General features: G+C 71.5%; 9 protein-coding genes and 2 tRNA genes. 7 read left to right on the top strand and 4 right to left on the bottom strand.

Going from position 1 to position 13,591, the window contains the following annotated elements:
• Nucleotides 1-345: 345 nt before the first annotated feature.
• Complete coding sequence (locus CLV40_RS27990; protein ID WP_104481993.1) at nt 346-1,572, bottom strand: FAD-dependent oxidoreductase; 1,227 nt, start codon at nt 1,570-1,572, stop codon at nt 346-348.
• A 102-nt stretch (nt 1,573-1,674) separates the two neighbouring features.
• Here CLV40_RS27990 and gltX point away from each other — a divergent pair, with 102 nt between their 5' ends.
• From gltX to CLV40_RS28010, 4 genes are all read left to right on the top strand, one after another.
• Nucleotides 1,675-3,159 carry a glutamate--tRNA ligase gene (gltX, locus tag CLV40_RS27995; protein ID WP_104481994.1) on the top strand — a complete coding sequence of 495 codons (1,485 nt, stop codon included), beginning with the start codon at nt 1,675-1,677 and terminating at the stop codon, nt 3,157-3,159.
• 131 nt (nt 3,160-3,290) lie between these two features.
• Nucleotides 3,291-4,088, top strand: coding sequence for an HAD family hydrolase (locus CLV40_RS28000; RefSeq protein WP_104481995.1), 798 nt, complete (start codon nt 3,291-3,293; stop codon nt 4,086-4,088).
• Between the two features lie 102 nt (nt 4,089-4,190).
• A tRNA-Gln gene (locus tag CLV40_RS28005) sits at nt 4,191-4,265 on the top strand.
• A gap of 86 nt (nt 4,266-4,351) precedes the next feature.
• Nucleotides 4,352-4,424 (top strand) — tRNA-Glu (locus CLV40_RS28010).
• Between the two features lie 907 nt (nt 4,425-5,331).
• On the opposite strand, the gene CLV40_RS28015 is transcribed toward CLV40_RS28010, so the two are convergent.
• Nucleotides 5,332-6,033, bottom strand: coding sequence for an IclR family transcriptional regulator (locus CLV40_RS28015; protein WP_181043774.1), 702 nt, complete (start codon nt 6,031-6,033; stop codon nt 5,332-5,334).
• Nucleotides 6,034-6,097: 64 nt separating this feature from the next.
• Here CLV40_RS28015 and leuC point away from each other — a divergent pair, with 64 nt between their 5' ends.
• The 3 genes from leuC to CLV40_RS28030 all read left to right on the top strand — a co-directional run bounded on the left by leuC (nt 6,098) and on the right by CLV40_RS28030 (nt 9,109).
• Nucleotides 6,098-7,531, top strand: coding sequence for a 3-isopropylmalate dehydratase large subunit (gene leuC, locus CLV40_RS28020; RefSeq protein WP_104481997.1), 1,434 nt, complete (start codon nt 6,098-6,100; stop codon nt 7,529-7,531).
• Nucleotides 7,532-7,542: 11 nt separating this feature from the next.
• Nucleotides 7,543-8,145: a 3-isopropylmalate dehydratase small subunit gene (gene leuD, locus CLV40_RS28025; RefSeq protein ID WP_104481998.1), complete on the top strand. Its 603-nt coding sequence runs from the start codon at nt 7,543-7,545 to the stop codon at nt 8,143-8,145.
• 274 nt (nt 8,146-8,419) lie between these two features.
• Nucleotides 8,420-9,109 carry an HU family DNA-binding protein gene (locus CLV40_RS28030; RefSeq protein WP_104481999.1) on the top strand — a complete coding sequence of 230 codons (690 nt, stop codon included), beginning with the start codon at nt 8,420-8,422 and terminating at the stop codon, nt 9,107-9,109.
• Nucleotides 9,110-10,190: 1,081 nt separating this feature from the next.
• Here CLV40_RS28030 and CLV40_RS28035 read toward each other — a convergent pair.
• Both CLV40_RS28035 and CLV40_RS28040 read right to left on the bottom strand, forming a co-directional pair.
• Nucleotides 10,191-11,141 carry an NUDIX hydrolase gene (locus CLV40_RS28035; RefSeq protein ID WP_104482000.1) on the bottom strand — a complete coding sequence of 317 codons (951 nt, stop codon included), beginning with the start codon at nt 11,139-11,141 and terminating at the stop codon, nt 10,191-10,193.
• Nucleotides 11,142-11,144: 3 nt separating this feature from the next.
• Nucleotides 11,145-13,328 carry an RNA degradosome polyphosphate kinase gene (locus CLV40_RS28040; protein WP_245931622.1) on the bottom strand — a complete coding sequence of 728 codons (2,184 nt, stop codon included), beginning with the start codon at nt 13,326-13,328 and terminating at the stop codon, nt 11,145-11,147.
• Nucleotides 13,329-13,591: the final 263 nt, after the last annotated feature.

The following is a 13,591-nucleotide window of genomic DNA, read 5'->3' on the forward strand; positions in this document are numbered from 1 at the left end:
CACTGGGGTGTTGTGACATCGGGACGCGGCGAGCGCTGTTCTTGTGCTCGAACGGGTGAGGGCGGCCGTCGGCCCCCCGGTATCCATTCTAGTGGCGCACACCGACAAAACCGGCGGCAGACGATCATGCCTGTGGACAACCGTTGCCGGAGCGGTGGGAGGGTTCGGCGAGGGGCTCGGGGAACCGAGTGCCCCGCGGCCGAACCCGCGGCGGGTTCCGGATGTGGCACCCGGTCCGTCGTCGTGGGACTCCGCCGGACACGGCCGGTAAAGCAGCGGTTCCGCGGCGTGCGGGGGATCACCGCCCGGCTTCGCTTGCGGGCTTGCCCTGCGCTTCCCGGCCGGTCAGCGGCGGGCGAAGTCCGGCGTCGGTTCGGTGAACAGGCCCCGCCCGATGACCTGCGCGGGGATGCGCTGGAGCAGGCCGAACCGGGACAGCACGCGCAGCGGCAGCGGGGCACGCGTAGCCCCCGCGATCTCGACCTTCCCCTCCAGCGTCGGCCGCAGCGCCTTGGCGTGCAGGAACCGCTGGAGGGTCTGCACCGCCACGGTCGGCAGCAGCCTGCGTCGCCGCACCCTGGCGAGGTCTGAAGTGGACACACGGCCCCGGCGCAGCGGGGCGGCCAGCAGCCGCGCGGCGGCGACGGCGTCCTGCACGGCCAGGTTGATGCCGACCCCGCCGATCGGCGACATCGCGTGCGCCGCGTCACCGAGGCAGAGCAGACCGGGGACGTGCCAGCGCGGCAGCCGGTCCAGCTTCACGTCGAGCGTCTTGACCTCGTCCCACGATGACAGCCCGCCCGCCCGGTCCGCCAGCCACGGTGCGGAGTTCACCAGGTCGCGCAGCATGTCGGCGACCGGCTGCCGCCTGTTCTGCGCGTCCGAGCCCTTGCGGATCAACGTGGCGACCTGCCAGTAGTCCCGCCGGTCGATGAGCACCGCCGCGCGCGCCGTGCTGACTACACCGACGATGCCCGCGGGGTCGTCGGCGTGCCGGGGCAGTCGGTACCACCAGACGTCCATCGGCGTCGGGTACGACTTCGGCCGCAGCCCGGCGGCGTCGCGCAGCCGCGACCCGCGCCCGTCGCAGGCCACCACCAGGGCGGCGTCGATGCTGCCGGTCTCGCCGTCAGCGGTCCGGTAGTCCACGCCGACGACCCGGTCGCCGTCGAACCGCAACCCGGTCGTCTCGGTCCGCATCCGCAGGGTGAAGGTGGGCTCCGTCCGCGCGGCCTCGGCCAGCAGGTCGAGGAAGTCCCACTGCGGCACCATCGCGATGTGGTTGTTCGGCCCGGGCAGCCGGGACAGGTCGGCCACGGTCAACGCGCCGCCCGCGAACGGGACCTGCACCTTCTCCACCCGGCTCTGCGGCAGCTCGCGGAACGCCGGTCCCAGGCCCAGGTCGTCGAGCAGGTCAAGGGTCGGCGGGTGCACCGTGTCGCCGCGGAAGTCGCGCAGGAAGTCCGCGTGCTTCTCCAGCACCGTGACCTCGACGCCCGCTCGCGCCAGCAGCAGCCCCAACACCATCCCCGCCGGTCCGCCGCCGACGACGCACACACCGGTCCCGTCCATGGCCCCTCCTCCGACTATTTCAACACCAGTTGAATATCTTCAGGATGCACCTCCCGCCCGCGCCGGTCAAGGCGGCCGGGTGCCGGATACGCTGATCGGGCCATGAGCACGCCAAACGCAGATACCCCAGTACGAGCCCGCTTCTGCCCGTCACCGACCGGCACACCGCACGTCGGGCTCATCCGCACCGCCCTGTTCAACTGGGCGTTCGCTCGCCACCACGGCGGGAAACTCGTCTTCCGCATCGAGGACACCGATGCCGCGCGCGACTCCGAGGAGAGCTACGACGCCCTCCTCGACGCGCTGCGCTGGCTCGGCATCGACTGGGACGAGGGCCCCGAGGTCGGTGGTGAGCACGGTCCGTACCGGCAGAGCCTGCGCCACGAGATCTACCAGGACGTGGTGCGCAGGCTGACCGACGCGGGCGAGTTGTACGAGTCGTTCTCCAGCAACGAGGAGGTCGAGGCCCGCCGCAAGGCCAAGGGCCAGGACCCCAAGCTGGGCTACGACAACGCCGACCGCGACCTCACCGACGAGCAGAAGGCCGCCTTCCGCGCCGACGGCCGCGAGCCGGTGCTGCGCCTGCGCGTGCCCGACCGGGCCATCACCTTCACCGACCTGGTCCGCGGCGAGATCTCCTTCCCGGCGGGCAGCGTGCCCGACCCGGTGCTGGTGCGGGCCAACGGCCAACCGCTCTACACCCTGGTGAACCCGGTCGACGACGCGCTGATGCGGATCACCCACGTGCTGCGCGGCGAGGACCTGCTGCCGTCCACGCCGCGGCAGATCGCGCTGCACGAGGCCCTGCAGCGGGTCGGCGTCGCCGAGTTCACCCCGCACTTCGGGCACCTGCCCCTGGTGCGCGGGGAGGGCAACAAGAAACTGTCCAAGCGGGACCCCGAGTCGAACCTGTTCGCCTACCGCGACCGCGGGTTCATCCCCGAGGGCCTGCTCAACTACCTGGCGCTGCTGGGCTGGGCGATCGCCGAGGACCGCGACATCTTCTCGATGGCCGAGATGACCGCGGCCTTCGAGATCGGCCGGGTCAGCCAGAACCCGGCCCGCTTCGACCTGAAGAAGGCCGAGTCGATCAACGGCGAACACCTGCGCGCGCTGCCGCAAGGGGAGTTCGTCACCAGGGTGCTGCCGTACCTCAAGGCGGCGGGCGTGCTGCCCGACGAACCGTCCGAGGCGCAGTTGGCCACTGTGGACGCTATCGCCCCCCTGGTGCAGGAGCGGCTGATCGTGCTGTCCGACGCGGTGCCGATGGTCCGCTTCCTTTACACGGGAGAAGACGAGTTCACCCCGGAGGTCGACGCGGCGGCGAAGAACCTCGGCGCCGATGCCGCACCCGTATTGCAGGCGAGCGTCGCCGCGCTGGAAGCCCTGCCGGAGTGGACCACCGCGGCCATCGAGCAGGCGCTGAAGACCGCGCTGATCGACGACCTGGGACTCAAGCCGCGCAAGGCGTTCGCCCCCGTGCGGGTGGCCACCACGGGCCGTACGGTGTCCCCCCCGCTCTACGAGTCGCTCGAGCTGTTGGGTCGTGACCGTACTCTCACCCGATTGCGAAAAGCGTTGGCGTAACGGAACAGTGGCGCCCCGCGATAGTCCGATCTCAGGCTGTCGCGGGGCGTCCGCGCTTTACCGTGTCAGATGACGAAACATCACCTATGCAGACGAATCGCCGGGGGCGTCGGGAGATCTAGCCTCGCTGGATGACTTCAGCGCTCGTGCCCGCACCGTCCACTTCGATCACTCGCGGGCCCACCCCGGCGCACGAGCCGCCCACGATCGAGGCCGTCTGCCTCGACATAGACGACACCCTGATCGACTTCACCGGCTCCGCGCGCACCGCGCTGTCGGTCCTGATCGGCCGCGACGACATGTGGTCGGCCTGGCAGCGGGTCACCGAGGAGCACAGCGCGCTGGTCGTCTCGGGTGAACTCGACTACGACACCATGCGCCGCGCGCGCACGAAAGCGTTCCTCGCCGACCTCGGCACCCCCTGTGACGACGACACCGTGGCCGAGCTGGAGGACCGCAGGCTGCACCAGATGAGCCGCGCCTGGCGGCTGTTCCCCGACGTGCTGCCCTGCCTGGACTGGCTGCGCGCGGCCGACATCAAGATCGCCGCTGTGACCAACGCCTCAGGCCCGCACCAGCGCGGCAGACTCGTCGACCTCGGCCTCGGGCGGTTCTTCGACGCCGTGGTCAGCGCCGGGGAACTGGGCGCGGCCAAGCCCGACCCGGTGATCTTCCACACCGCCTGCGGCCTACTGGGCGCCCGACCCGAGCGCACCGCCCACGTCGGCGACCGCCTCGACCTCGACGCGCACGGCGCCCGCGACGCCGGACTGCGCGGCATCTGGCTCGACCGCACCCGGACCGGTGAACCACAAGAACCCGGCGTACCCGTCGTGGACACCCTCGCCGACCTGCCCGCCCTGCTCGTCACCGAGTACCGCACACCCACCGTGACCAGCGCCTCCGCCCTCCCCGCCCCACGCGGGTAGGGGTCGATTTCTCGATCAGCGGCCCCGTGGTCTAACATCTTCCCCAGCACGCAGGACAGCCACTCGGCACCGCACGGTGACGAGCCTGGACCGCGCGGGCGGTGGGGTATGGTGTAATTGGCAGCACGACTGATTCTGGTTCAGTTAGTCTAGGTTCGAGTCCTGGTACCCCAGCCAGAGAGACGGAAAAGCACTCTGCTAGAGTCTCTCCCAGCAAGGCCCGCCAGAAAGCAAACGGCGGCAAAACAACTGAACAAAGTCTTGGCCCCGTCGTCTAGCGGCCTAGGACGCTGCCCTCTCAAGGCAGTAGCGCGGGTTCGAATCCCGTCGGGGCTACGGAAAAGGTGGAAGAGGTCTGCTTGGTGCTTGGCACCTTCGCAGGCCTCTTCCGCTTTTGTATCTGGGGGCCGAGCCCCCAGACCCCCACGGTGCGATCGGTGCCGAACCAGCGGGTGCCGGAGTGGGGCGGTCGGGTTGGGTGGGGGTGGCTCGGCCTTCGGCCTTCGGCCATCGGAGGTCGTGGGGTGGGGCTAGGGCGAAGGACGGGGCGGGGATTGGTTCGGGAGTGATTTTCGGACTGGCGGGTGTGGGGGTTGTGTTTTGGGGTTGGGCGCGTAATTGGCTTGTGGGTTCTCGCTGGGTGTGTTCCTGAGTGCTGTGTGGTTCTGAGGGCGTGGGCCAATGCGATGCGGCTCATGTCGCCTGCCTTGGTTGTTCCTGCTGTGGTGATTCGGTCGGTTGGGCTTGGGCGTGTTGCTCGTTGAGCTGGGGCTGTCCTGCTGCTCCTCGCTTCCCGTCTCTGGCGACTCCGCCGACCGCCGCGGAATCTCGCGGTGGTCGCCAACGCGGCGTGCTTCGCCCGCTGTCCCGGGTCTTGCTTCTCTCCTCAGCCATCCCGCCAACTGCCGGTTGAGCCTGAGCTCCACCTGACGCAAGGCGCCCCTGCTGTGCGCCTTGGTTGGGTGGACTTGCTTTGTGTGGGGGGACGAGTCTGCCAAGCTTCCCGGCGGGTGGGGTGGCTTGCCATCCCCACCGCTTTTGCCCCACCGCGGGCTCGTAGGGGCCCCGCGCAAAGCAAGTTCGCCCAAGCGAGGCCGTGCATCTTTTTCGCGAACGGCTAGGACAGACACGACGTGCCCAGCTCCGCAGTCGGGAGGTGGAGGGGCGTTGATGTGGTGGAGAAGAAGAACGCCCGCGCGGGAGGCGCGGGCGTGCGGGGTGGGTGGGGGTTGGGAGAAGGGGGTTAGAGGCGGTTCTGGAGGGCGTCGGCGGCGGCCAGGAGGTCGGCGGCCCAGCGGGCGCCCGGGCGGCGGCCCATGCGGTCGATGGGGCCGGAGACCGAGACGGCCGCCACCACCTGGCCTGCCGCGTCGCGGACGGGGGCGGAGACGCTGGCCACGCCCGGTTCGCGTTCGGCCACGCTCTGGGCCCAGCCGCGGCGGCGGACTTCGAGGAGGGCGCGTTCGCCGAAGACGGCGTCGGCCAAGAGGCTGCGCTGGGTGGCCGGGTCGGCCCAGGCGGCCAGGACCTTGGCGCCCGAGCCCGCCGTCATGGGCAGGCGGGCGCCGACCGGGACCGTGTCGCGCAGGCCGCTCGGCGGCTCGGCGGAGCAGACGCAGATCCGGTGTAGACCATCTCGGCGGTAGAGCTGCACGCTCTCGCCGGTGCGGTCGCGCAACCGCGGCAGCACCGCGGTCGCCGCGTCGAGGAGCGGGTCGGTGGCACCGCCCGCGAGTTCGGCCAGCGCGGCGCCCGGGCGCCAGCGGCCGTCGCTTCCCCGGCGCAGCAGGCGATGCACCTCCAGGCCGACCGCGAGCCGGTGCGCCGTCGCCCGGGGGAGGCCGGTCTTGGTGCACAGCTCCGCCAGGCCGCACGGCTCCTTGGCCACCGCCTGCAGTACGGCCATTGCCTTGTCCAGAACTCCGATGCCGCTATGCTGTCCCACGTCTCGATACTACTTTCCCGTTATGTGGGAAGTCCAGTCCGTGGGAAGCTGATGGTGATTGGCGATGGCCAAAACGCTCGCCGAGAAGGTGTGGGACCAGCACGTGGTGCGCCGGGGCAGCGGTGCCGAACCCGACCTGCTCTACATCGACCTGCACCTCGTGCACGAGGTGACCAGCCCGCAGGCCTTTGACGGCCTGCGGCTAGCCGGTCGGCCGGTGCGCAGGCCCGACCTGACCATAGCGACCGAGGACCACAACGTCCCGACGGTTGGGATCGATCTCCCGATCGCCGACCCGGTCTCGCGCACCCAGGTGGAGACGCTGCGCCGCAACTGCGCGGAGTTCGGCGTCCGGCTGCACCCCATGGGCGACGCGGAGCAGGGCATCGTGCACGTGGTCGGTCCGCAGCTCGGCCTGACCCAGCCCGGCATGACCGTGGTGTGCGGCGACAGCCACACCTCCACGCACGGTGCGTTCGGCGCGCTCGCGTTCGGCATCGGCACCTCCGAGGTCGAGCACGTGCTCGCCACCCAGACGCTGCCGCTGCGCCCCTTCAAGACGATGGCCATCACCATCGAGGGCGAACTGCGCCCCGGTGTCACCGCCAAGGACGTCATCCTCGCGGTGATCGCCAAGATCGGCACCGGCGGCGGGCAGGGCTACGTGCTCGAGTACCGCGGCCCCGCCATCGAGAAGCTGTCGATGGAAGCGCGGATGACGGTCTGCAACATGTCCATCGAGGCGGGCGCCCGCGCCGGGATGATCGCCCCGGACGAGACCACCTTCGCCTACCTCAAGGGCCGCCCGCACGCGGCCGAGGGCGCCGAGTGGGACGCCGCCGTCGCGGCGTGGCGGGAGCTGCGCACCGACGACGACGCCGTGTTCGACGCCGAGGTGGTGCTCGACGCCGACACCCTGACCCCGTTCGTCACCTGGGGAACCAACCCCGGCCAGGGGCTGCCGCTGGGCGACCGGGTGCCCGACCCCGCGCAGATCGCCGACGAGAACGAGCGCGTCGCGGCGGAGAAGGCCCTGTCGTACATGGACCTGGTCCCCGGCACGCCGCTGCGCGACATCAGCGTCGACACGGTCTTCCTGGGCTCCTGCACCAACGGGCGGATCGAGGACCTGCGCGCCGCCGCCGACATCCTGCGCGGGCACCGGGTCGCCGACGGCGTGCGGATGCTCGTGGTGCCCGGCTCGATGCGGGTCCGCGCGCAGGCCGAGTCCGAGGGGCTGGACAAGGTGTTCCTCGACGCCGGGGCCGAATGGCGCCAGGCGGGCTGCTCCATGTGCCTGGGCATGAACCCCGACCAGCTCGCCCCCGGGGAGCGCAGCGCGTCCACATCGAACCGCAACTTCGAGGGCAGGCAGGGCAAGGGCGGGCGCACCCACCTGGTCTCGCCGCTGGTGGCCGCGGCCACCGCCGTGCGGGGGACGCTGTCCTCGCCGGAAGACCTCGTCACCGCAGCTACCAGCGCCGACGCGCAGAACTGAGGGTAGATCACATGGACTCGTTCACCACCCACACCGGCGTCGGGGTGCCCCTGCGCCGGTCCAACGTGGACACCGACCAGATCATCCCCGCGGTCTACCTCAAGCGCGTCACCCGCTCCGGGTTCGAGGACGGCCTGTTCGCCGCGTGGCGCTCCGACGAGCACTTCGTGCTCAACCAGGAGCCCTACCGGGCGGGCAGCGTGCTGGTGGCCGGACCGGACTTCGGCACCGGCTCCTCCCGCGAGCACGCGGTCTGGGCGCTGTCGAACTACGGCTTCCGGGTCGTGCTGTCGGCCCGCTTCGCCGACATCTTCCGGGGCAACTCGGGCAAGGCGGGGCTGCTGGCGGCCGTCTGCGAGCAGTCCGACATCGAACTGTTGTGGAAGCTGCTCGAATCCGAGCCTGGGACCCAGGTCACGGTCGACCTCCGGGAGAAGACCGTCCAGGCCAAGGACTTCACCGCCCGGTTCGAGGTGGACGACTACACCCGCTGGCGGCTGCTGGAGGGCCTCGACGACATCGCCCTGACCCTGCGGCACAGCACCGAAATCGACACGTTCGAGCAGGCCAGGGCCTCGTACCTGCCGGTTACCACCCCCCTTCAGGCCTCCTGAGGGACCGGGCCGGAATCCCCTTCGCACACCGGGGGTTCCGGCCCGCCCCGGCGCCGATCCCGGCGTCCACAACCCATCCCGGCCCCGCCTCCAGCGCCCAGCGCGACGCCCGAAAACCTCCGATTCGCACCCCCGCGGGGGGTGGTCCTGGCACGAGCCAAGGAAAAATCGGGCGCGTCGCGTGGAAATCGCGCGCATTTGGGCCTATCTTTGCCAGAAGTCGGTCGGAATCGGCCGTAAACGGCAGTGTGGCTCTCTTACGGAGGACTGAAGGGTGAACAAGGCCCAACTCATCGAGGCGTTGACCGAGCGTCTTGGCGACAAGAAGGCCGCGGGCGCCGCGGTCGACGGTCTGGTCGACGTGATCGTTCGCACGGTCAACAAGGGCGAGAAGGTCAACATCACCGGCTTCGGCGTGTTCGAGAAGCGCGCTCGTGCCGCCCGGACCGCGCGCAACCCGCGCACCGGTGAGACGGTCAAGGTGAAGAAGACCAACGTTCCCGCCTTCCGCGCGGGCACGATGTTCAAGGAGGTCGTGAGCGGGGCGAAGAAGCTGCCCAAGGTCGCGGCCACCAAGGCGACCGGCACGACCCGCACCGCGACCGCCACCCGTGGCACCGCGGCGGCGAAGCCCGCCACCACGACCCGCGCGGCGGCGGCGAAGCCCGCGGCGGCGAAGCCCGCGGCGGCGACCACGCGCAGCACCACCACGCGCACCCGCGCGGCGGCGGCGAAGCCCGCGGCGGCGACCACCGCGGCCAAGGCCACCACCACGCGCACGCGCGCGGCGGCGGCGAAGCCGGCGGCGGCCACCAAGACCGCGGCCGCGACGAAGACGGCGGCGGCCCCCAAGGCCACCGCGGCGAAGAAGACCACCACGGCGGCCAAGACCACCGCCGCCAAGAAGACGACGGCCGCCAAGAGCAGCACGCCTCGGGCGACCGCCAAGGCGACCAAGAAGTAACGTCGCCCCCACGGTCGCCGGGGCCCGCGCGGGTTCCGGCGCCGGAGTGGTTTTCCAGCACATCGCGAGAGCCCCGCACGCTTCCCCCGTGCGGGGCTCTCGCGTGTCCGGACCTGGCTGCTTTCCCTGGTCCAGGCCCTTTTCCGGCCCCGCCCGACCGGTCGCGCCCGGCGCCGCGCGCGCCTTCGGCGGCCATCCACACACGTCGAAGTCGTCCACAGCCGGACATCGGTGACTCTCGCCCGCGCGCCTTCCCACGTAGGCTTGAAAACAGGGGTTCCCCTATTGCGGGGGACCCCTCGCTCGCGCTTCGGGCCGGTTGGGGATTGGCGGGGATCGTTGTCCGGAGTGGGGTCGGGACCGGGATCGGGGGCCGCGGGCAGGCGCCGGGATATGTGGTGGAGACGGTTGGCTCCGCCGCGCCGAGGTGGGGATCGGGGCTTCTCGGCCGTGCTCGGGTCTGGATAGGGGATTGGGCGGGTCCGCTTTCGCGGCGCGGTTCGCGGAGGGGCGTTGCCGGGGATCCGTTGCTCACGGCGAGGTCGGAGCGGGATTCGAAGGCGTTGCCCGGGTGCCGGGGGCGAAGTCTTCGGCAGGCAGTGGAGCTGGGGATCGAGGGTCCCGCGTGGGCCGGGTCCGGGCCGCCGCGGTGCGGTCGAGTGGACACGTTGGGGCGGACCGTGGTTCCGGAGGGCGGCCCGAGGCGGGGCCGCTCGCGCTGCGGCGGGCGAGATCCGAGCGGGGTGGGTGTTGGCCTCCTGGGGTGCGTTCGAGGCACCGGCGTCGAAGGCCGGGCAGGTCATGGGTTCGTTGGAGACCCGACCGCGATCGGTGCCGTACCGCGGCGCCAGGCGCGCAGCCCGGGCGGGATCGTGGCGGCGGAGGAGATCCGGGCCTGCTTGCCGATCCCTCGACCGCCACGCGGTCGGGGTGTTCGGACCGGGCCGCGGGGATTCCGCGGGGCGCGGTGGAAGCGGGGCCCGGGTGGTCACCGCAGGCGCCGAACCACGCTGGGCGGGCCACATCCCGGCTGGTCACCCGCGGGCTCTCCGACCGCCGGGGCGATGCGTCCCGCCTGGGCCTACGCCCGGTCCGCCTGGGCCGGGTGGGGGATGTGGTCGGCGGACACCAGCCGCCCGTCGGGGGTGAAGCTGAGCACCCAGGCGCTTCCCTTGGGGCTCTTCAGCTCGTCGGGCTCCACTCCGGAGCCGCCCGGCAGGTCGGCCAGCAGCGCCCCGACCACGCCCGGGATAACCCCGCCCTGGCTGCACACCACGGGCGTGCCACCCGCGCGGGCGATGTCCCGCAGGCGGGCCACCGCCGGGGCCGGGTCGGTGGGTCCGCGGGGGGAGTCGGGCGGCCGGGGGGCCTCGGCCAGCGCGGGCTCGGGTACGACCGGGACACCCAGCAACCCCGCCAGCGGCGCCACTGTGGCCACGCAACGCTCCTTGGGGACCGAGAAGACCCGGTCCGCGCCGAACAGCGGCAGCAGCGCCGTGAGGGCGTCCGCCTGGTGCCGCCCGGTCGGCGAGAGCGGCCGCTGGTCGTCGGGACCCGTCCACAGCTTCTTGCGGCCCGCGTGCCCGTGGCGCACCAGCAACACCGTGACCGTGTCGGGCGGGAACTCCGTGAACCGGGACAGAACCACCCGATCGTGCGGGTAGCTGAGCAGGTCGGCCGCGGCGGCCGCGGGGAGCCAGCGCAGCTCGTCGACTTCCTCGTTCGGGGCGAACTCCCCGCCCGCGGCGCGCGCGGCGTAGTAGTCCACCGTCTTGTCGCCCTCCGGGACCGGATAGCCGACGCGGCCGAGGTGGCGGCCCAGGACGGCGGCGAAACCCGTCTCCTCCGCCACTTCCCGCACCGCCGCGGCGTGCCGCGTCTCGCCCCGCTCCAGCTTTCCCTTGGGCAGGCTCCAGTCGTCGTAGCGCGGCCGGTGCACGATGGCCACCTCGACGGCCGAGGCGCCGGGGGTGTCCCCGGCACCTCGGAACCGCCACAGCACCGCGCCCGCGGCGCGGACGTTCCGTACCACGGCTCAGCCGGTGGCGCGGTGGCGCTTGAGCAACTCGGCCTGGTGGTCGCGCACCGTCGACCCGTCCGCGGGCGACGGTTCCCACTCGCCGTTGGCCAGCAGCACCCAGCACCGGGTGGACGGGTCCAGCGCCGAGTCGAAGATGGCGTCGAGCTGCGCGGTCAGCCTCGGGTCGGTCACCCGGCAGGTGACCTCGACGCGGCGGTCGAGGTTGCGGTGCATCATGTCCGCGCTGCCGATCCAGTGCTCGTCGGACCCGGCGAAGTGGAAGATGCGCGAGTGCTCCAGGAAGCGGCCCAGGATGGACCGCACCCGGATGTTCTCGCTCAACCCGGGGATACCCGGCTTGAGCGCGCAGATCCCGCGCACCACCACGTCCACCGGCACCCCGGCCTGCGACGCCCGGTAGAGCGCGTCGATGACCTGTTCGTCCACCAGGGAGTTCACCTTGATCCGCACCCCGGCCGGGCGACCGGCCCGCAGGTGCTCGACCTCGCGCTCGATCCGCTCGACGATGCCGCGCCGCACGCCGTAGGGGGCGACCAGCAGGCTGCGGTACTCGTCCTGGCGGGCCCAGCCGGTGAGCACGTTGAACAGGTCGGTGAGGTCCGCGCCGACCGCGGGCTCCGCGGTGAGCAGGCCGACGTCCTCGTAGAGCCGCGCGGTCTTGGGGTTGTAGTTGCCCGTCCCGATGTGGCAGTAGCGGCGGATCGTGGACCCCTCCTGGCGCACCACCAGCGAGGTCTTGCAGTGCGTCTTGAGGCCCACCAGGCCGTAGACCACGTGCACGCCCGCCTTCTCCAGCGCCCGCGCCCACTTGATGTTCGCCTGCTCGTCGAAGCGCGCCTTCAGCTCGACCAGCGCCACCACCTGCTTGCCCGCCTCGGCCGCGTCGATGAGCGCGTCCACGATGGGGGAGTCGCCGGAGGTGCGGTACAGGGTCTGCTTGATGGCCAACACGTGCGGGTCGCTCGCGGCCTGCTCGATGAACCGCTGCACGCTGGTGGAGAACGAGTCGTACGGGTGGTGCACCAGCACGTCGCCCTCGCGCAGCGTCGCGAAGATGCTCTTCGGGGTCTCCCGCTCGCCGAACGCCGGGTGCGTGGCGGGCACGAACGGCGGGTCCTTGAGCTCCTTGCGGTCCACGCCGTAGATCTGCCACAGGCAGGACAGGTCCAGCAGCGCGTGGCCGCCGTCGAAGCCGTCGGAGTCGCGGCCCCGCACGATGACCACGTCGCCGGGGTGCACCTCCAGCTCGCGCAGCAGCAGTTCGAGCATGTGGTCGCTCATGTCGCCCGCGATCTCCAGGCGCACCGACGGGCCGAACCGGCGCTGCGCCAGCTCCCGCTCCAGCGCCTTGAGCAGGTCCTCGTCGCGGTCCTCCTCGACCTCCATGTCGGCGTTGCGGGTCACCCGGAAGGCGTGCACCTCGGTGAGGTCCATGCCCGCGAACAGCGCGTCGAGGTGCGCGGCGATGAGCTCCTCCAGCGGCAGGAACACCGCGACCTGCTCGTCGGCGCTGCGGTCGATGGGCACCAGCCGCGGCACGTTGTCCGGCACCTTCACGCGGGCGAAGCGCTCGCGGCCGCCCTCCGGGTCGCGGACCGTCACCGCGAGGTTGAGCGAAAGCCCCGAGATGTAGGGGAACGGGTGCGCCGGGTCGACCGCGAGCGGGGTCAGCACGGGGAACACCTGGTCGCGGAAGTAGTTCGACAGCCGGGTGCGTTCCTCGTCGGTGATCTGCTCCCAGTTGGCGATGCGGATCCCGCACTCCTCCAGCGCCGGGCGGACCTGGTCCTCGAAGACCTTGGCGTGCCGGTCGACCAGCTCCTGGTTGCGCTTGGCGATGTAGGCCAGCTGCTCGCGCGGGGTGAGCCCGTCGGCGCTGCGCACCGACAGGCCGGTCTCGTTCCGGCGCTTGAGGCCCGCGACCCGCACCATGTAGAACTCGTCGAGGTTCGAGGCGAAGATCGCCAGGAACTTGGCCCGCTCCAGCAGCGGCTGGGAGGCGTCCTCGGCCAGCGCCAGGACCCGGGAGTTGAAGTCCAACCAGGACAGTTCCCGGTTGAGGTAGCGGTCGTCGGGCAGGTCGGTCGGCACCGCGGCGGGGGTCACCGCCGGGGGCGCGGACGGCACGGCGCGCTGCGCCGGGGCGGCTCCGGTCGCGGGGGCGTCCTGGCTGGTCAACTGCTCTTGGTCCGAGGTGCTCACCGGCCCATTGTCAGGCACGTGACAACCGATGGCGCACCCGCGCGACCGACGCCACCGTGAATTCTCGGCGGTTGGGCACCGGTTGTCCCATCCGGCGCCGCTCGTCCGGCGGCGCTTGGCCGTGGGCGTGGCCCGGCCGGGCTCGCTGTGGTTGATCTTGGTCGGGGGCGGGTCCTCCACATCCGCCCGAGTTGTCCACAGGTCGAGGTCGACTTCCGCCGCTCGGTCGTTGCCGCGTA

Source organism: Actinokineospora auranticolor (assembly GCF_002934265.1).
GTDB lineage: Bacteria > Actinomycetota > Actinomycetes > Mycobacteriales > Pseudonocardiaceae > Actinokineospora > Actinokineospora auranticolor.

Bases quoted from the DNA above. Each gene is read 5' to 3' on its own strand.
- CLV40_RS27990 (WP_104481993.1), bottom strand. From the start codon at position 1,572: ATGGACGGGACCGGTGTGTGCGTCGTCGGCGGCGGACCGGCGGGGATG.
- leuC (WP_104481997.1), top strand. From the start codon at position 6,098: ATGGCCAAAACGCTCGCCGAGAAGGTGTGGGACCAGCACGTGGTGCGC.
- leuD (WP_104481998.1), top strand. From the start codon at position 7,543: ATGGACTCGTTCACCACCCACACCGGCGTCGGGGTGCCCCTGCGCCGG.
- CLV40_RS28000 (WP_104481995.1), top strand. From the start codon at position 3,291: ATGACTTCAGCGCTCGTGCCCGCACCGTCCACTTCGATCACTCGCGGG.
- gltX (WP_104481994.1), top strand. From the start codon at position 1,675: ATGAGCACGCCAAACGCAGATACCCCAGTACGAGCCCGCTTCTGCCCG.